Below are 16328 nucleotides of genomic sequence, written 5' to 3' on the forward strand. Positions count from 1 at the left end.
ACGAGATCTGGATCTGGACCGATGTGGACGGCATCATGACCTCCGACCCGCGGGTGATTAACGATGCCCGGGTCTTAACGAGCGTCTCCTACATCGAGGTCATGGAGCTCTCGTACTTCGGCGCAAAGGTCATGCACCCGCGCTCGATCGATCCGGCCATGCGCAAAAACATCCTTGTCCGGGTAAAAAACACCTTCAACCCGACCTACCCGGGCACGATGATCGTAAGAAACGGCCACCGGGACAACCGGGTGGTAAAGGCGCTCACCTACATCGACAAGGTTGCGTCCATCAACATCAACGGCGCCCAGATGATCGGCAGGCCCGGGGTTGCAAAGATGATCTTCTCGGCTCTTGCCGACAAGGCCGTGAACGTGATGATGATAACGCAGGGGTCGAGCGAGGCGAACATCTCGCTCATCGTTGACGAGTCGCACCTCGACGCGGCGGTAGAGTCGCTCGAATTTCTCGTCAAAGACGGGATCGTCCGCGAGGTCTCGCACAACCGGGATGTCTGTGCGGTCGCCGTGGTCGGCGCCGGCATGGCAGGCGCGGCCGGGACGGGCGGGCGGATCTTCACGGCGCTCGGGGCAGCCGGCGTGAACGTGATGATGATCTCGCAGGGGTCGAGCGAGGCTAACATCTCCTTTGTGGTAAAGCAGGAGGACGGCCCGCGGGCGGTCCGCGTGCTCCACGACGAATTCAGGCTCTCGGAGGAAAGCGAATGACACAAAGCGAATACAGCAAGGCCGGTGTGGATATCGATCTCGAAGCAACGGCAATCAAGGCGCTCATCAAAAACCTGAGCTACCGGCGGAAGGGCAACTACACGATGCTCGGGAACGTGGGCCACTTTGCGGGTCTCATCGATTTTGGGCCAAAGGCGCTCGCGCTCACTACCGACGGCGTGGGGACAAAGATGCTCGTTGCCGACAAGGTCGGGGACTGGAGCACGGTGGGGATCGACTGCATTGCGATGAACGTGAACGATCTCTACGTGATGCATATGGAGCCGGTCGCGTTCGTGGACTACATTGCCACCGACCGGCTCTCGATTGAGCAGATGGCGCAGATCGGGATCGGCCTCAACGAGGGCGCAAAGCAGGCGAACATCGATATCGTGGGCGGCGAGACCGCGTCCCTAAAAGGGCTCATCAACGGCCTCGATCTTGCCGGCACCTGCTTTGGCATCCAGGACAAGCAAAAGATCGTGACGGGCGAGAAGATCCGGCCCGGCGACAAGATCGTTGGCGTCCCGTCAACCGGCATCCACAGCAACGGCCTCTCGCTCGCCCGCCGGGTCGTGGAGCAGCACGCGGACTACGATGAAAAACTCAGTAACGGTAAGACAATCGCCCGCGAACTGTTGACCCCGACAAGGATCTACCACGAGAGCCTTGCAGTTGCCGATGCCTGCACGGTGCACGGCATGTGCCACGTCACGGGCGGCGGCCTGTTGAATTTCCTGCGGCTCAGCAAGTTCGGGTTCCGGTTCGACAACCCGCTCACGCCCCCGGAGATCTTCCGCTGGATCGAAGAGACCGGGAAGATCTCGAAGGTCGAGATGTACCGGACCTTCAACATGGGCATGGGATACTCCTACGTTGTCCCGGCCGATGCAGCGGACAAGGTGACCGCGATGGTGCCCGGGGCCAGAGTGGTCGGGGAAGTTATCGAGAAGCCCGGCGCATGGCTCGGGGATATGCAGGTTACCTGATTCCGAACTTTTTCACGGGAATTTTAGTTTTTGGGACTGTAGAAATCATTTCCCTTCACCAAACCGTATTTGCGAGGGTGACCCCCTCTCTCCCCCAGAGGGGGAGGCAACCCAAGGGGGAAAGCCCCCTTGACCCCCCTGCGGAATGAAAATTTTTCAATTATGCTTCCCGTACATGGTTTTGCTCCACGGGGCGAGCCCCGACGAGGCGGCGAGCACCCGTGGTCCCCTCGCAACAAAATTTAGGATGGTACTTACAGTTTTTTACAGAGTCAATTATTCAGATAATTTTATACTTTTGCTGTGTTCTTTACCATTTATGGTAACGATGGATTGGACAAATATCGGCATTGATGCTCTTGCTCTGGTTGTAACATTCATTATCACAACGATCCTTGCCGCATTTTTCCTGTGGCTTATCGATATGGCGCTCAATGAGGTAGATTTCCTGACAATGCGTGATGACCCAAAAGCCCAGGCAATTGCCAGTCTAGGATGGCTGATTCTCTACGCCCTGGTATTTGCCGGAGCCTTTATTGCACCATTCTCCCTTGACGGGTTGATTCTCCGGGAAATCGTGTGGACATTTGTCATGCTGCTTGTGGCATCGGTCCTGACTATTATCTCAGTGAAATTCATCAGCCCGTACATGCGTTACTGTGGGAAAGACGGCCTGCAAGGTCTTGGCAAAGATCGCGTGGCAACTTCACTTTTTTATCTGGGATTGTGCATTCTGATCGGAGTGATAAGTTTCAGCGCATTGACAGCGTGAGGTTAGAAAACAATGAACCTTCGTGTGGGGCAGCGAATCGTGAAAACCGGATCACTGATGCTGATCATTTGTTTTTCCTTTTCCTTTTTTTATGGAGTTGTGGCAGCGGCGTCTGTACCTTTGGGTCAGATAAGCGGGCACAATGCTTATCCTCATTTTACTTCGACCGTTCCGGGAAATTCCGCCGGGGGATTTGATACCCAGGGATCCAATCAAATTAATTTTAATTCAGTATCGAATGCTAACAGTTTTTCAGCCTCTTCTAAAAAGAGCACCAGTTCCGAGAAAAATTGTTATGTGCATGGATACACAACGAAAAAAGGAACTCACGTGAAAGGATATTACCGGCGTTGCAGATAATTTGGCAGATGAACAGTACGTGCCCCCGGCATCTCTTTTTTTCTTACGGTAAAACCGAAACCGTATTACCCCCGCCTGCCGTAATGACGCTAACGAAGCGTGAACCATGACCGGCACCAGCGGATCGGATCGTCACGAACGCACCCGCGTTATCCTGACGACAAGGACAAAACGGGCGATCCGCGAGCTGGTCGGCACCTGCGAGTACTGCGGCGCAACGTTCCCGCCCGAAGAACTCGACGTGTTCCAGATCGGCATGCTCTCCAGCAGCCCCGAACGGCCCGCGGGAAACCCGGCAAATGCCATTATTGTCCTGTGCCATGAACATCACCGCGAGGCAGAGGAGGGAACGATCAGAAAAAGCGACCTCAAGGGAAAGGTGACAAAGCGCACCGATAAAAGAAAGATGGCGCTGCGCGGGCTTTTGCTGAAACTCGACCGGACCTACGAGGGCGCGAATGTCAAAAAAAGCCGCAACCCGGCGGTCTTCGGGGTCAAGGCGTTTGTAAAAGAGCAGTCGGGTCTCCGGAGATAATGCGGCGTTAGACGCACGGCATTCCCGGTCATTCCTCGTCGTACGATCCCGAGAAATAATAGGCGGGACCGGACGGGACGAGCTCTGCCCCGCACGCCGGGCACCGGAACGGGCCGGGGGACGGCTGGCAGCAGCTGCACCCTGCCATGACATCGTAGTCCTTCCCGCAGCCCGGGCATCTCATCCGCTGCATACCGTGTCCTGTTGGCAGTGCGGGGTGTTGAAGCTGGCGGCCGGTGCCGGATAAAAACGTACCGGCCCGGGGGTTACTCCCCGTCCTTCTCCGGTTCTTCCGGCACAAACGCGGTCTTTTTTGCCTTGTCCGAGACGATCACGCTGTTACCCAGCGGGTCCTGGAGGATGACGGTCACCGGCAGCTCGCCGGCTTTTACTGCCTCCATCTTCCCGAACAGCACCCGGGCATTCTCCCGTTCCTCGGGAGTCCCGTCGCGGATCCCGGCGGTAACGGCCTGGCCGATCCGGTCGAGCACGCCCTCGACATTGGTGATAAAACCCTGGCAGGCCGGGCCCGGATCGATCCGGACGCCGAGCTCGGGGATCTCGATGATCCCGGTCATGCTCCGGACTACTTTCGCGCTGAGATCCCCGGCGGTCGTCACCGCGAGCTCGTACCGCACCGGCTCGGCACTCTTGAGCATCTGGGTATCGACGTACCGGTACCCGCATGAGGGACACGTAGCCGAAATGATGAGGATATCAGAAAAATAGGGAATATTTTCTGTCTGGTAAAGGTATTGTATCTCGGTATTGCAGTAGGGGCACGGTCCCGGGACGATCTTCTGCACGGGCTTATGCCCCGCCGATCTTGTCGCGCGAGATCTTCACCGACATAGGGGTGAGAACCACGTAGCGCTGGTCGCCGAGGCCGATGATATCGCCGTTTACGTCTTTTGCAACCTCTTTTAAGTCCTTTAAGACGCGCTCGTACGAGATCTTGTCCATTTTCAGGCGCGAGATGTCCACGATCACGATGTTGCCGTTGTATACCTCGTCCTTTACCCGGGGGGTGTCCTTGAGGTCGCCGATCGTTGCGATCTTCACAAGAAGCGCCGGCGCACCGGAACTGCCGCGCTCTTCATAGGAACTGAGGTCCAGCTCCATATAGTCGTCATCGGAACTGGTGGCGTTTTTGCCTAAAAGGGTGTCAATGATCTTAACCATAAAAAAACTGTATGAAGAAAATTATTTAATAGTATCGATGGAAAAGCGGCAAACCGCCGTTTATCTGGCCCGTTTTCGCACGAAAAAAAGATTATATCTCAAGGTTCCAGAGTTCATCGCCGACATGGTGGAAGCTTTTACACATCTTCCCCTGTGCGCTCGCGAGAATTGCCTGCCCGTCCATGAGCGCGACGCCGATGGCGAGCGGCTTTTTGTGGCGTTCCTCGACAATCTGGACCGGGCCGTTGGCTTTCACGTCCCCGCTCACGGCCACGATCCCCGGCCGCATCACGTCAGCGCCGTTCACCACGTACGGGATCGCCCCGGCATCGACCGTGACCATCCGTTCCGGGAAGGGGATCTGGAGTGCCCCTTTGAGGGTCGGAAAGACCCAGTCGCCGTTATCCATGAAGAGCGGTTTCTTGTTGACCAGGTAGATCGCAACGTCCGCATTGGTCTCGAGGATCTCGATCATGTCTGCCTTGAACAGGTCTGCCGAGGGGCCGATCTGGAGGGCGAGCCGGTCCATGAGATCGGCAACCTGCCCTTTCCGGATGGAATGGCGTTTCTTTATGACGATCTTTTTCATAGTTCTGCACCTACATTCTCCCGGCAAACGGCTAAATAGGTTTTCCCCCCCGGGGAAACCACGGCGGGCCGCACTCTGCCAGAAACCTTCATGCTCCATGACGGTCTACGCTATGTTTAAGTAGAGTGCTCACGCACATATATTACTCCAGAGCGATGGTAGTACAAGGGTTTTAGAGTATGACCAAAAGACCGTTGGATATTTTGGATCTGGTGCTGAACCGCCAGCCCGTGATCGTCTCCCTCAAAGGCGGGAGAGAGATCCGGGGAGTTCTTCAGGGGTACGACGTTCACATGAACCTCGTCCTTGACAAGGCAGAGGAAACTGAGAACGGGCAGGTCGTAAAGGTAGGCACGCTTATCGTCCGTGGAGATAACGTGATCTACATCTCGCCATCGCTGGAATCATAAGGTGAAATAACATGACAAAAGGCACTCCGTCAATGGGTAAGATGAACAAGATGACCCACATCGCCTGCCGGCGCTGTGGCAGGATCTCGTTCCACGCCCAGAAGAAAGTCTGCTCTTCCTGCGGATTTGGAAGAAGCACCAAGATGCAAAACTTCAAGTGGCACAGCAAGAGACCAAAAACGCCGACCCATTAAGAGAGCAGTACCATGTGTGGTATCGTTGGCATCGTGGATGCTGGCGGTGTATCCATCCGGCTCTATTATGCCTTGTATGCCCTCCAGCATCGTGGCCAGGAAAGTGCCGGGATCTCCACATATGACGGCACAAGTCTTTGTAAGTTCAAGGGGCAGGGACTTGTCGCCGATGTGTTTTCCCCTTCTGTTTTAAAAGATCTCAAAGGTACGGCCGGTATCGGCCATGTGCGGTACCCGACCACCGGTGCAAACCTGCCGGAGAATATCCAGCCGCTGAATTTCCAGTTCAAGGATCACTCCATCTCGGTTGCCCATAACGGGAACCTGGTCAACACCTGCGAGCTCCGGCGCGAGTACGAGCAGGCCGGCCAGATCTTCACGACCACGACCGACACGGAGATCATTGCAAAGATCTTAATGGAGGAGATCAGCGCCTCCAACTGCGTCGAGGACGCGGTCCACCTCTGCATGAAGCGGATGGCCGGCTCGTATTCGGTCGTGATCATGATCGACGGCGTGATCTACGCGTTCCGCGACCCGCTCGGCATCAAGCCGTTCTGCCTCGGGAAAATCGAGAACGGCTATATCGTTGCCTCCGAGAGCGTGGCAATCGATGCCCTGGGCGGGAAGTTCCTTCGCGACATAAAACCCGGCGAGCTGATCCGGATGGACGCGGAAGGGGTCCGGTGCACGCAGATAGCAACGGCCGGGCGTTGCGCCCACTGTATCTTCGAGTACATCTACTTTGCCCGGGCCGATGCGATTATCGACGGGGTGCTGGTGTACGATGTGCGCCGGGCAATCGGCCAGAAACTCCACGAGGAGGCACCGGTCAATGTCGATTCGGTCTGCCCGGTGCCGGACTCGGGAACGGCGTACGCTATCGGGTATGCGGAGCGCTCGAAGGTTCCCTTTGTGGAGAGCCTCATGAAGAACCGGTACATGGGGCGGACTTTTATCATGCCGGGCCAGAAGGAGCGCGAGCGTGCGGTCCGGATCAAGCTCAACCCGATCCCGGGGCACTTAAAGAACAAGTCGATTGTCCTTGTCGATGACAGCATCGTGCGGGGCACGACCTCGAAACGGATCATTGAGATGATGCGGGATGCGGGGGCAAAAGAGATCCATATGCGGATCGGTTCCCCGGCGATCAAGGCCCCGTGTTACCTTGGCGTCGATATGCCGACCCGAAAAGAGCTGATCGCAAGCGACAAGGAAGAGGAGGAGGTCCGGCGCTGCATCACGGCAAACTCGCTCCACCATATCTCGCTCGATGCGCTCGTAAAAGCCATAGGCTTTGACCGCGAGGACCTCTGCACGGGCTGCCTTACTGGCTGTTACCCGCTGCCCATCGAGGGCGAGACGGCAAACCCCCGCCAGGTAAACTTCGTGGACGGGACATTCCAGTCGCGGCTCGAATCGTTCGAGGCGGAGAGCAGCTAAGTTTTTCCTTTAAGCGAACTCCCTTTTTTATCGGGATCGTTTCTTGTCACATATAGTAGCCATAGCAGCAGGAGCGAAAGCCGACGAGGAGCTTTATTCTGCTACGGTAATGATTTCTTCAGAGGCAAATTTTGTATCTTTTCATAATCACCACCAGAATCCGAAGATACACGTTAAACGATGACTCGCCCCCCGACCCCCTCGCGCCCGGCGGGTGGCACTGCTACACCCGTCTCGCTAGGGGGAGTATCGGTCCACTCTTCCAAAACTCACCTTTTTCTCCCTGCATCGACAACCCGGAACCATACCGGAATATCCTTTTAGCCCACAGGAGACCTTGCATGGATCACATCAGGAAAGCCTTCGATGCAGTAGCGACAGAGTACGATGCGCAGCGGGAGTTCGTTATCCCGCAGATGCGGGAATATTACGGGGCTGCGGTCTGGGCTGCGGAAAGTCCGAACCCCTCCCCCCGGATCCTCGATGTCGGGGCGGGCACCGGCCTCTTATCCGCGCTGCTTTTGGAAAAATACCCGACTGCCACGCTCACCCTGCTCGATATCTCGGAGAAGATGCTTGCCGTAGCCCGGGAGCGGTTTAGGGGCCGCGACACTATCCGGTTCTGCACCGGCGATTACTCGCAGGCGGACCTGGGCGGGCCCTACGATCTTGTCTGCTCCGCGCTCTCGATCCACCACCTCGGACAGGACGAGAAGCGCCGGCTCTTTTGCCGGATCCACGATGTCCTGGTGCCCGGCGGGCTCTTTGTCAACGCCGACCAGGCCGAGGGCGAGACGCCGTACTTTTCCCGGAGGTATCTTGAATACTGGAATGCCTTCTTGGAAAACGGGCCGCTTTCACGTGAAGAGCACGAAGCGATCCTGAAACGCCGGGACACGCTCGACAAGAACGAGAAGCTCTCCGACCAGCTCGCGTGGCTCAGGGAAGCCGGGTTCTCCGATGTCGATGTGGTGTACCGGAACCGGACCTTTATCGTGACCGTGGCAGGAAAAAACTAAAAAAAACGCTGGCCCGGGGCCGCGCCTTACGAGGGCAGCTCTTTCGTAAGGAAATAGAACGAACAGAGCGCCGCGACAAGGCCGGCAGCCGTCAGGACAAGCGATGCCGCGGACGGCAGGCTCACGCCGTTATAGGTCAGCACCTCTTTTACTAAAAACAGCCCGAATCCGAGGGCAAGGGGCCAGCCCCAGCGCTTTTTCTCGGTCACGGCCACACGGACCGCGTAGATCACTACGAGCAGGTCGATCCCGATCAGGATCGGCGGCAGCCATCCAGGAACAATCATCCTGTACCCGTTGTCCTTCCTGTACAAAAAGGCGTTCGTCTCCCCCACCGGGATGCACAAAAACAAAAAAATAAAAAAACGCTTTACCAGGTCCGGACCCGGACCGACCGCCACGCCGCGGGAGGTACCTGGATCTCGAACCGGGCCCCGTTCCCCGGTTCCCCGGTCTCGGCAATGGTTATCCCGGTCATTAAAAGAATGTCCCGGGACAGGGAGAGCCCGATACCGGTATGGCTGCCGTACCCGAACTCGAAGATCCGGGATTTTTCCCCGGTCTTTATGCCTTTGCCATCGTCCTCAAAGACGATAACAAGGCTCCCGTCGGGCCCCGTTTTTGTGGAGACCTCGAACCGGGTGACATGGCCGCCGTGCCGGATCGCATTCTCAAACAGGTTGTACATCACCTTGAAGGCCAGCGGATCGGTATAAATCTCGACCGGGTCCACGTGTACCGTGAGCGCAATTCCTTCGTGAGGGAACGCCGCGATCCCCCGCTCGATCAGCGATTCGAGCGGCTGCCAGGCCGGCTCGTGGGACCCGATCTCCTGGTACTCCCGCGAGAACTGGAGGTGGCGGGAGATCTTCTCCATGACCCCGTCGGCCGATGCAAGGTAGGCGACGATCCCGGGATCGGTGTTCTTTTCCCGGACCAGGTCAAGATAACCGGAAAGCGCGGTGAGGAGGTTCCCGACGTCATGCCGGGTCATCTGGGAGAGGATGGAAATCTTCTCGTTGGCAAGCTTTAAGGAGACTTCCGCAGCCTTGCGGTCGGAGATGTCCCGGATGATGAGTACAAACCCGGCGATCCGGCCGTAGGGGTCCCGGACCTGGGTCCCGGCAATGCTCCCGAACGTACAGGACCGCCGGGCAAGCCCGACCTCCAGATCGGTGACCGATCCCTTCTCCAGAAGGGCCGATCGCAGGGTGGCACAGACCCCTGCGGGAAGAAACGATGCAATTGTCTGCCCGGGGAGATCCTCAGCGGGAACCCCGAGAATCTTTCCCGCCGCCAGGTTTGCGACAATAATCTTTCCGGCGGGATTTACCAGGATCACGCCCTCCGGGAGGGTGCGCAGGATCTCGGGGACTACCGTCTCGGGGCTCATGGAGAATAAGCCGTACTGCCGGATCGCAGATACGATCAGGATCGCAAAGATCATGCTGCCGACAAAGATCAGGTTCGGGAGATAGATCCCCATACGGGGGAAAAGCATCGCCGAAAGGGCACCGCAGACAATAAGGCAGACGAGCCCGACGCAAACGAGCCCGTTCTGCCGCCGGGTCATCTCCTGCTCGGCCCGCTGCCACGCGATCATGGTTGCACCGGTCGCCCAGAGCATGATGAGGATCATGTAGATCCCGCTTGCCAGGTACACGCTGCTCGACAGAATCGGCACGTAGACCCAGCCGGTCCCGGGAATGTACTCCACGGAGAAGAACGCGTCCGTTAATGCGCCGGCAAGGGAGAAGAAGACCGCCGGAAGAAAGAGCAGCGCCCGCAGGGCCCACGACAGGGCATGATCTTTTGGCCAGCGGCCGGTAAACGTGATGATGAAATAGACGCAGACCGCCGTAGCAAGCGGCCAGAACGCGCTTGCATGGAGCCATAAAGAGAGCCCGTCGGCATTCCCGGCAGACCAGAGATGGTACTCCCCGAGCGCCCAGTAGGTAGCACCGATCATCATGGCAAAAAAGAGACGGTTGAGCCGGGACTGGCTGTTCTTTGCCAGAACATACACGCCCAGCGCCAGGGAGACGAATGCGGAGAGCAGGCAGGTCAGGATCAGGAGATGAAGAAGGTTCGTTGGGGTTCACATCCGTTCTTTTACGGCAGGCACACTACTGCCGGTGCAGAACCAGGGGATTCAAAAAGCGCAAGGGAAAAAATCCCGGTGTTTCGATCCACACATATGCCGGTTCAGAGTTGTCTGATATTATTTGTGAAAACGTAAATTCCTTTGTTTTTATTCACGGAGAATATAGATCTCATTATATCACATGAGATACGTGACCTGCCTTCGGCAGGGGCTTACTTAAAAAAAAAGGAAACGCGGGATTATTTGACCACGAGCACCTTGCAGGGCGCGGAACGGATAACCTCTTCTGCCACGCTCCCGAGAAGCAGGCGCTCAAAGCCCTTTTTGCCCTGCGTGCCGATCACGATCAGATCGATCCTTTTTGCCGCGGCATACTTCACGATCTCTGCCGCGGGCCGGCCATCGAGGATCGATGTCGTTACCGGCATATCTCCGGCCAGCGTTTTTATCCGGTCGAATGCCTCGTCTGCCTCGGCCTTGATGATGCGGTAGGTATCGCCGATGGGCATATCCGCCGACATGGAAGAGAACGTTCCCATATCGATCACGTATACCGCATATACGGCAGCACCGAACGCACGGGCAATTTTTATGCCTTCTTCCAGGGCCGGCCGGTTCTTCACCGAACCGTCCGTTGCGATCAGGATCCTGTCAACCAGTCCGTTCGTCATCTCCGGTTACCTCCAGTGTTACCAGATATTCCTTACTTGCGGCTCCTATCAGATACCTCTTGCGGATCGCGGGCGGGGATGGTGCCCGGCGGCACTGCGCCATCGGTCTCCTCTACATAGCGTTCGCCCCGCATCGCACAGAGGAGCGCGGCAAAGAACGAGACGCCGGCGCCGATATAAAACGAGAGCGCAACGGACGGCATGAACGCCCCGGCAAGCATGGTCGGGAACCACGTGCTCCCGGTAAGGAGCGCGATCGTTGCCGGGGCTACGGTGGCGATGACGGCCGGGGAGAGGCCGGCAAGGATCGTCTGAACCGGGTTGTAGCCGAGGAACGCGGCAAAAAGCGCGCCGGTCGGCGGGATCGAACCGAGCGCCGGAGCGAGCTGGCTGGCGTTTGCCGCGGCAAGCGACGAGGTGAGTGTCAGGGGGAAGGCGTTTGTCAGCCCCACGACGATGATCGTAAAGAACATGCCCATCGAGAGGACAAAGCCCGAGTTCATCAGGGTCGACATCATGCCCGAGGAGACCCCGCGATCCCCGGGGGGGACCGAGTTCATGATCGCCGCGGCATTTGGCGAGGAGAACATGCCGTTGCCTATCCCCATGATCAGAAGCGCGATCGCGAACGGAAGGTAATCGAAGTTGTAGGGCAGCACGGCGAGGATCAAAAACGAGATCCCCACGAGGATCATGCCGAGCGTGCTGATCCAGCGGGCGCCATACTTGTCGGAGATAATGCCCGAGAGCGGGCCCATCACCACAAAGCCGATGGTGAGCGGCAGCATGTACACCCCGGCCCAGAACGGCGTGGACTCGAAGCTGTAGCCGTGCAGGGGGAGCCAGATGCCCTGGAGCAGGATGATGAGCACGATCATGACGCCGCCCCGGGCAAGGGCCGACATGAACCCGGCGGCGTTCCCGAACGCAAAGTTCCGGATCTTAAAGAGGTCCATCCTGAACATCGGGTCTTCCACCCGGGTCTCGATGACGGGGAACGCAACAAGGAGCGCGAGCCCGACAGCGAGCGCCGCGATAACGAACGGATCCCGCCATCCCATTGCATCGCTGCCATAGGGGAGCAGGGCATAGGTGATCCCGATCAAAAAGATGGTCAGCCCGCCGATGAACGATAAGTTGCCCCAGATATCGATCTTCTGGCTCCGTTTCTGGTAGGCCGGCTCTTTGAGTTTCATAAACGCCCAGATTGTCCCGATGATACCGAACGGCACGCTGATCAAAAAGACGTACCGCCAGTGGTAGACCGCGAGGATACCGCCGATTAAAAGGCCGATGAACTGGCCGGCAAGGGCTGCTACCATGTTGAGGCCGAGCGCTTTTCCCCGCTCGTCGGGCGGGAACGCATCGGTGAGGATCGCGGCGCTGTTCGAGAAGATGAACGCCGCCCCCACGGCCTGGATGAGCCGGAAGACGATGAGCTCGATGGCCCCGGCATCCCCGGTATCCGGTGTGAGGAAGAGGAGGATCGAGCCGGCGGTAAAGATCGCAAACCCGATGTTGTAGAGCCGGACCCGGCCGTACATGTCCGAGAGCCGCCCGAAGCTCAACAGCAGGGTGGCGGTCACGATCCCGTAGCCCATCAGGATCCAGAGCAGGTACTGGAAGGAGGTGAGCGGGTTGATGTTGATGCCGTTAAAGATCGCCGGCAGGGAGATGAGGAGGATGCTCCCGTTTACCGCGGCCATGAACATGGCAATGGTCGTATTCGAGAGCGCTATCCACTTGTAGTGGGGATCCCGCACGGAGGGATCCGGTACCGGCTGCCCGGACACTTCATTGGTATGCGGCTGTGCGTCCACGATAGTTACCGTCTCTTTGCAGTTCTTCCGGATCATGTCATCCGGTGCCCATTTATATGAAACACTAACCACGGGAGCATATAGTTTCATCGGGCATACTGTCCGCCCGGGGATCGTGAGGGGCACAAGCGCCCCGGGGTGGGGGGGTCACGCTAAAATTTGTGTGACCCCCCTCACGCTGTACCTGCATATCCGGTGCGGGATTGCCGACATTTTACGGCGGACAAATTCCGGGAGTACCGGGCATTTTGGATAAACTGGGGTGGGGGGTCACACCTTTTTTTAGCACGTGAGGAGTCGGGAAAATTTCCGGTGATAAAACAGGGTAAATACTCGCCCCGGGAGGACCGAAAAAACAGGGGGGGTCATGCCTTTTTTTGTGCGACCCCCCCCTTTTTGCGGCAGCTGCACCGGTCAGGCAGGATGCAGTAACCCGAGTGCTTCTTTTGCAGCATTCTGCCGGGCTTCTGCGGTACTTGACCCGGTCCCCGTGCCAAGGATGCGGCCCTTCTCATCGGAGACGCTGTACGTAAAGACCGGCTGGTGATCCGGGCCGGTCCGGGAGCGTTCCGCATAGACCGGGACCGGCCGGCCGGACTGCTGGAAGTGTTCCTGGAGCCGGCCGATATAATTGGCAGACGGGTCGTAGGCTTCGATCTCCCCGGCAAGGAAGTCGCGGGCAACAGATACGGCAGTAAAAAGGCCGGCACACGCGGAGATCGCACCGATGCACGCCTCGATCGCCCCGCCCCGGATCGCATCCCCGTATGCCTGCTGCTGCCCGATGGCTGCCGGGACCAGCAGGGAGGTATCCACGCCTTTGTGCCCGGCAATGGCCGCAAGGGACTCGTTTGCCACCACCCCCATCTTTTGGGTCATCGTGCCTTCGTCACAGGCGGGATTGCCGGAGAAGAGCAGCCCGGCTGCGGCAAGGTTGAGGATCCGGTCGCCGAGGAACTCGTACCGCTGCCAGGCTTCCTTTGAGACCTGCCAGGCTGGATCATCCGAACCGGCCTTTTCGTTGTAATACCGGACGAACGCCGCGATCTTCTGCGCAACCGTGCAGCCGGGTCCGGACAGGACCGCGGCAAGTTCCTCTCGGGATCGATTGTCCATATAAAAAAGTTCAGGCTGACGGGGCGGGGGGCTGTTTTCGCTCCACCCCTACCCGGCCGTTCTCGGCAGTAAGGACAAAACCGAGGTCTTCCAGGTACTTCCGGCTCTTGCCGGTCCCGTGCGTCAGGAGCTCCACAAAGTCCTCTTTCTCGTCGATATCGGTGTGGAGCACAAACGAGTCTATCACTTCGCAGGAGAGGCCGGCCTCTTCTGCGATCTTTTTGTGCTTGAGGTAACTCATCCCGTAGTAATCGACATGGAACTTTGCCGGCTCTTTTAGGAAGATCACGTTCGTGCCCCCGCCCCGGCCGGGGACGATTGCCATATCGCTCTTTGTCGTAATCACCCGTTTTATCGCTGGGCCGGTGGCAAGCGGGAGATCGGCCATGATGATCAGGATCGAGCCCACGGACTGGGGGAGCACCTCGTTTAAGGTACCGCTTAAGTCCTTGTCGGGAATCGTGATCTGGATATCCTCGGAATCAAAAAGTTCGGTGGCAACGATCACGGGGCTGCAGTTTACGTCTTTTACTGCCGCAATCACATCCTCGAGCATTGCCCGGGCAAACGCCTCCCGCTCCTCGGTCGAGAGCACACCGGAGAGCCGGCTTTTGGGTCCCGCGGGCTTAAAGGGGATGAGTGCATGGGGACACATGTGATACGCTCATATGCGGGGCAATGTAAAAAAAGTGCTGATTCTCTTTTTGGAGCGGCAGCCCCGGCCCTGCAGCGCAGTAAAAAACGGCCGGGTTTAACAGGGTTGAGCGGCAAACCATACCGGTAATGGACGATACTGCCTATACCGTAGAAAAACTCTCCTCCCGGCTCGTGGCCGGGATCGAACGGCGCACCTGCAATGCAGACGGCAGGAGCTTAAAAGACATCCCTGCATGCTGGCAGGATTACCTGTCGACAAAAGCGGTGGCCCGTACCCCCGACCGTGCCAAGCCCACGGTCATGTATGCGGTATATTCCGGCTATACTACCGACTGGACCGGGGAATACTCGTACCTTCTGGGATGCGGCGTAACAAAAGCTGACAAACTCCCCAAAGACCTGGTGGCACGGGAGATCCCGGCACAAACGTATGCGCATTTTAAGGCGCAGGGACAGATGCCGGATGCGGTTGTCGGTACCTGGGCCGGGATCTGGGGCTCGGACCTGCCGCGGACGTACGTCTGCGATTTTGAGATCTACGATGCCCGGTTCACCGACAAGAACAAGCCCGAAGTCGATATCTACGTCGGGATAAAGGAAGAATAAACTCTTTTCTTTAAAGGCTCTCGTTCCGGTAGCACCCGGCCGGGATCCGGATCTCGAACCGGGCTCCCTTCCCGGGCTCCCCGGTCTCGGTAATCGTCATCCCGGTGAGGGCAAGGATCTCGCTTACTAAAAACAGCCCCCACCCGGTATGCTTGCCAAACCCGCGGTCGAAGAGACGCGGCTTGTTCTCTTTTGGGATCCCGATACCGTCATCCTCCACCACCAGGAGGGCCCCGCCGCTGTCTTCCTGCACGGAGATCCGGATCCGGGTAACGTGATCCCCGTGGCGGATCGCATTGTCCAGCAGCTGGCCGATGGCCTTTTCAAGCGCCGGATCGGCGTACACGGCTGCGTTCCCGCAGGACTCTTCGAGGGCAACGCTCCCCAGCGCCACCATCTCGCTGCCGCGGCGGACCGCGGATGCGATCGGTTCCCAGCGCGGCGGTTCGGCGGCAAGGTTCTGGTATTCCTTTGCGAACTGGAACTGGCGCCGGATCTTTTCAAGGGCGGTCCGCTCCTTCTCGATATAGGACTTCATCTGCGGATCGGTTGTCACCATCTCCAAAAGTTCGGTGTACCCGCTGACCGCCGTGAGCTGGTTTAGGACATCGTGGCGCGTGACGCTGCCAACAAGGTTGAGTTTCTTTTCCAAAAACGCCACGAGATCGGCCTGGCGCCGGGCCGTGCAGACCTTGTCGATGAGGCAGGCAAGGGCCGGGTACCAGGCATCGACCGGGCCTTCCATGACCATGATCTCTGCGCGCCGGGTAACAGCCGTAAAAAAGACCCCGGGATCGTACGCCCCGGCAAGGATGATGACCGGGAGGCCGACTCCCTGCTCGCGCAGGTGCGTGAGGAATGCCAGGCCGTTCTGGCCCTCTTCATGGACGGCAATAACAACGGCGTCCGACTCCGCCAGGTGCCGGCTTATGGTGACTTCCTGCGCAGCAGACACCATGACGCGGAACTGCCCGGTACCGGCGAGGCGTTCGGTCAGGGCGGCGCTGCGGTCGGCCTTCGTATCGATACACAGGAGAGGGATCATATCGTATCACATCGAAGCATCCGTTCGTCTTACCATTCTATTCTTCTCCCTATCGTATAAAAGACGCACCGGCCCCGCGAATTTTTAA

General features: G+C 58.0%; 20 protein-coding genes. 9 read left to right on the forward strand and 11 right to left on the reverse strand.

All coding sequences use genetic code 11. The features are described 5' to 3' along the window. The 4 genes from BP758_RS10415 to BP758_RS10430 form a co-directional block, all read left to right on the forward strand. On the forward strand, positions 1 to 728 hold a 728-nt coding region (locus tag BP758_RS10415), incomplete at its 5' end, for an aspartate kinase (RefSeq protein WP_292370819.1). Then, the gene (purM, locus tag BP758_RS10420; protein ID WP_292370820.1) at positions 725 to 1717 is read left to right on the forward strand and encodes a phosphoribosylformylglycinamidine cyclo-ligase; all 993 of its coding nucleotides are present in this window, start codon (positions 725 to 727) and stop codon (positions 1715 to 1717) included. The genes BP758_RS10415 and purM, both read left to right, overlap by 4 nt. A gap of 319 nt (positions 1718 to 2036) precedes the next feature. Next, on the forward strand, positions 2037 to 2489 hold the full coding sequence (locus BP758_RS10425) for a hypothetical protein (RefSeq protein ID WP_292370821.1): 453 nt from the start codon (positions 2037 to 2039) through the stop codon (positions 2487 to 2489). Between the two features lie 466 nt (positions 2490 to 2955). Next, positions 2956 to 3384, forward strand: a complete 429-nt coding sequence (locus BP758_RS10430; protein WP_292370822.1) for a hypothetical protein — start codon at positions 2956 to 2958, stop codon at positions 3382 to 3384. A gap of 28 nt (positions 3385 to 3412) precedes the next feature. Here the strand turns inward: BP758_RS10430 and BP758_RS10435 are convergent, their stop codons facing one another. From BP758_RS10435 to BP758_RS10450, 4 genes are all read right to left on the reverse strand, one after another. Further along, positions 3413 to 3577: a hypothetical protein gene (locus BP758_RS10435; RefSeq protein WP_292370823.1), complete on the reverse strand. Its 165-nt coding sequence runs from the start codon at positions 3575 to 3577 to the stop codon at positions 3413 to 3415. 73 nt (positions 3578 to 3650) lie between these two features. Beyond that, positions 3651 to 4190 carry a ZPR1 zinc finger domain-containing protein gene (locus BP758_RS10440; RefSeq protein WP_292370824.1) on the reverse strand — a complete coding sequence of 180 codons (540 nt, stop codon included), beginning with the start codon at positions 4188 to 4190 and terminating at the stop codon, positions 3651 to 3653. Positions 4191 to 4194: 4 nt separating this feature from the next. Then, positions 4195 to 4566 (reverse strand): cell division protein SepF, encoded by a 372-nt coding sequence (locus BP758_RS10445; RefSeq protein WP_292370825.1) that lies wholly within the window; start codon positions 4564 to 4566, stop codon positions 4195 to 4197. Positions 4567 to 4657: 91 nt separating this feature from the next. Continuing rightward, positions 4658 to 5155 (reverse strand): RNA-binding protein, encoded by a 498-nt coding sequence (locus BP758_RS10450; protein WP_292370826.1) that lies wholly within the window; start codon positions 5153 to 5155, stop codon positions 4658 to 4660. Between the two features lie 179 nt (positions 5156 to 5334). On the opposite strand from BP758_RS10450, the gene BP758_RS10455 reads away from it, so the two are divergent. The 4 genes from BP758_RS10455 (at position 5335) to BP758_RS10470 (ending at position 8221) form a co-directional block, all read left to right on the forward strand. Next, entirely contained in the window at positions 5335 to 5565 is a 231-nt protein-coding gene (locus BP758_RS10455) for an LSM domain-containing protein (protein WP_011991105.1), read from the forward strand. Between the two features lie 11 nt (positions 5566 to 5576). Next, positions 5577 to 5759, forward strand: a complete 183-nt coding sequence (locus BP758_RS10460) for a 50S ribosomal protein L37e (protein WP_292370827.1) — start codon at positions 5577 to 5579, stop codon at positions 5757 to 5759. Positions 5760 to 5771: 12 nt separating this feature from the next. Further along, positions 5772 to 7202 carry an amidophosphoribosyltransferase gene (gene purF, locus BP758_RS10465; protein WP_292370828.1) on the forward strand — a complete coding sequence of 477 codons (1431 nt, stop codon included), beginning with the start codon at positions 5772 to 5774 and terminating at the stop codon, positions 7200 to 7202. A gap of 341 nt (positions 7203 to 7543) precedes the next feature. Continuing rightward, a complete protein-coding gene (locus BP758_RS10470) occupies positions 7544 to 8221 on the forward strand; it encodes a class I SAM-dependent methyltransferase (protein WP_292370829.1) in 678 nt (225 codons plus the stop codon). 26 nt (positions 8222 to 8247) lie between these two features. Here the strand turns inward: BP758_RS10470 and BP758_RS10475 are convergent, their stop codons facing one another. The 6 genes from BP758_RS10475 to cofC form a co-directional block, all read right to left on the reverse strand. After that, positions 8248 to 8508, reverse strand: coding sequence for a hypothetical protein (locus BP758_RS10475; protein WP_292370830.1), 261 nt, complete (start codon positions 8506 to 8508; stop codon positions 8248 to 8250). Between the two features lie 83 nt (positions 8509 to 8591). Then, positions 8592 to 10295: an ATP-binding protein gene (locus BP758_RS10480; RefSeq protein WP_349680512.1), complete on the reverse strand. Its 1704-nt coding sequence runs from the start codon at positions 10293 to 10295 to the stop codon at positions 8592 to 8594. A gap of 269 nt (positions 10296 to 10564) precedes the next feature. Then, positions 10565 to 10996, reverse strand: a complete 432-nt coding sequence (locus tag BP758_RS10485) for a universal stress protein (protein ID WP_292370831.1) — start codon at positions 10994 to 10996, stop codon at positions 10565 to 10567. A gap of 32 nt (positions 10997 to 11028) precedes the next feature. Continuing rightward, entirely contained in the window at positions 11029 to 12852 is a 1824-nt protein-coding gene (locus BP758_RS10490; protein WP_292370832.1) for an MFS transporter, read from the reverse strand. Positions 12853 to 13230: 378 nt separating this feature from the next. After that, entirely contained in the window at positions 13231 to 13932 is a 702-nt protein-coding gene (locus BP758_RS10495; RefSeq protein ID WP_292370833.1) for a putative dsRNA-binding protein, read from the reverse strand. 10 nt (positions 13933 to 13942) lie between these two features. Continuing rightward, positions 13943 to 14587: a 2-phospho-L-lactate guanylyltransferase gene (gene cofC / locus BP758_RS10500; protein ID WP_292370834.1), complete on the reverse strand. Its 645-nt coding sequence runs from the start codon at positions 14585 to 14587 to the stop codon at positions 13943 to 13945. A gap of 128 nt (positions 14588 to 14715) precedes the next feature. On the opposite strand from cofC, the gene BP758_RS10505 reads away from it, so the two are divergent. Then, entirely contained in the window at positions 14716 to 15195 is a 480-nt protein-coding gene (locus tag BP758_RS10505) for a GyrI-like domain-containing protein (protein WP_292370835.1), read from the forward strand. 10 nt (positions 15196 to 15205) lie between these two features. Here BP758_RS10505 and BP758_RS10510 read toward each other — a convergent pair whose 3' ends face one another. Further along, positions 15206 to 16240, reverse strand: coding sequence for a sensor histidine kinase (locus BP758_RS10510; protein WP_292370836.1), 1035 nt, complete (start codon positions 16238 to 16240; stop codon positions 15206 to 15208). Between the last annotated feature and the right edge of the window lie 88 nt (positions 16241 to 16328).

Source organism: Methanoregula sp. UBA64 (assembly GCF_002502735.1).
GTDB lineage: Archaea > Halobacteriota > Methanomicrobia > Methanomicrobiales > Methanospirillaceae > Methanoregula.

Excerpts from the sequence above, each read along its gene's own strand:
- BP758_RS10490 (WP_292370832.1), bottom strand. The coding sequence starts at position 12,852 with ATGATCCGGAAGAACTGCAAAGAGACGGTAACTATCGTGGACGCACAG.
- BP758_RS10445 (WP_292370825.1), bottom strand. The coding sequence starts at position 4,566 with ATGGTTAAGATCATTGACACCCTTTTAGGCAAAAACGCCACCAGTTCC.
- cofC (WP_292370834.1), bottom strand. The coding sequence starts at position 14,587 with ATGTGTCCCCATGCACTCATCCCCTTTAAGCCCGCGGGACCCAAAAGC.
- BP758_RS10425 (WP_292370821.1), top strand. The coding sequence starts at position 2,037 with ATGGTAACGATGGATTGGACAAATATCGGCATTGATGCTCTTGCTCTG.
- BP758_RS10460 (WP_292370827.1), top strand. The coding sequence starts at position 5,577 with ATGACAAAAGGCACTCCGTCAATGGGTAAGATGAACAAGATGACCCAC.
- BP758_RS10505 (WP_292370835.1), top strand. The coding sequence starts at position 14,716 with ATGGACGATACTGCCTATACCGTAGAAAAACTCTCCTCCCGGCTCGTG.
- BP758_RS10450 (WP_292370826.1), bottom strand. The coding sequence starts at position 5,155 with ATGAAAAAGATCGTCATAAAGAAACGCCATTCCATCCGGAAAGGGCAG.
- purM (WP_292370820.1), top strand. The coding sequence starts at position 725 with ATGACACAAAGCGAATACAGCAAGGCCGGTGTGGATATCGATCTCGAA.
- purF (WP_292370828.1), top strand. The coding sequence starts at position 5,772 with ATGTGTGGTATCGTTGGCATCGTGGATGCTGGCGGTGTATCCATCCGG.
- BP758_RS10510 (WP_292370836.1), bottom strand. The coding sequence starts at position 16,240 with ATGATCCCTCTCCTGTGTATCGATACGAAGGCCGACCGCAGCGCCGCC.
- BP758_RS10455 (WP_011991105.1), top strand. The coding sequence starts at position 5,335 with ATGACCAAAAGACCGTTGGATATTTTGGATCTGGTGCTGAACCGCCAG.
- BP758_RS10485 (WP_292370831.1), bottom strand. The coding sequence starts at position 10,996 with ATGACGAACGGACTGGTTGACAGGATCCTGATCGCAACGGACGGTTCG.
- BP758_RS10435 (WP_292370823.1), bottom strand. The coding sequence starts at position 3,577 with ATGCAGCGGATGAGATGCCCGGGCTGCGGGAAGGACTACGATGTCATG.
- BP758_RS10475 (WP_292370830.1), bottom strand. The coding sequence starts at position 8,508 with ATGATTGTTCCTGGATGGCTGCCGCCGATCCTGATCGGGATCGACCTG.
- BP758_RS10430 (WP_292370822.1), top strand. The coding sequence starts at position 2,956 with ATGACCGGCACCAGCGGATCGGATCGTCACGAACGCACCCGCGTTATC.
- BP758_RS10495 (WP_292370833.1), bottom strand. The coding sequence starts at position 13,932 with ATGGACAATCGATCCCGAGAGGAACTTGCCGCGGTCCTGTCCGGACCC.
- BP758_RS10470 (WP_292370829.1), top strand. The coding sequence starts at position 7,544 with ATGGATCACATCAGGAAAGCCTTCGATGCAGTAGCGACAGAGTACGAT.